The 518-nt window shown below is 41.7% G+C and carries 1 pseudogene; it reads left to right on the top strand.

The window, feature by feature from the left end:
- Window positions 1-294 precede the first annotated feature (294 nt).
- Window positions 295-518 (top strand): annotated as a pseudogene (yidX, locus tag AC3Y5R_RS24295) (protein YidX); the annotation flags it as partial.

The following is a 518-nucleotide window of genomic DNA, read 5'->3' as shown; positions in this document are numbered from 1 at the left end:
GTTTTATTGAGAGTCATGGAGAGTCCTTGTGCTCTGTATGTTCTTCTCTACTTTACCCCGATCGATGCATAACACGGCAACTTTGTAGTACCAGCGTGATGACGTTCGCGTTTGCTGTGTGTGTAATGTAGTACAAACTTATATTGTTGTACTACAATTTAGATCACAAAAAGAACAATGCATAAAAAAATGACATGCGTCGGGCAGAAATCTGAAAAGGGATATCAGGCGCTAAACAGGAGGGAAAGAAGAGTATGCTTTCAACGGCTTAGCTACTCGTTTAAAGGATTAATCATGAAGTTGAATTTTAAGGGATTTTTTAAGGCTGCCGGTTTATTCCCACTGGCGCTGATGCTTTCAGGCTGTATCTCGTATGCTCTGGTTTCCCATACCGCAAAGGGTAGTTCAGGAAAGTATCAATCGCAGTCAGACACCATCACTGGGCTATCGCAGTCAAAAGATAGTAATGGAACAAAAGGCTATGTTTTTGTAGGGGAATCGCTGGATTACCTTATCAC

The organism is Erwinia sp. 009765445 (assembly GCF_058137865.1).
This window is presented reverse-complemented; position numbering and strand designations above follow the sequence as displayed.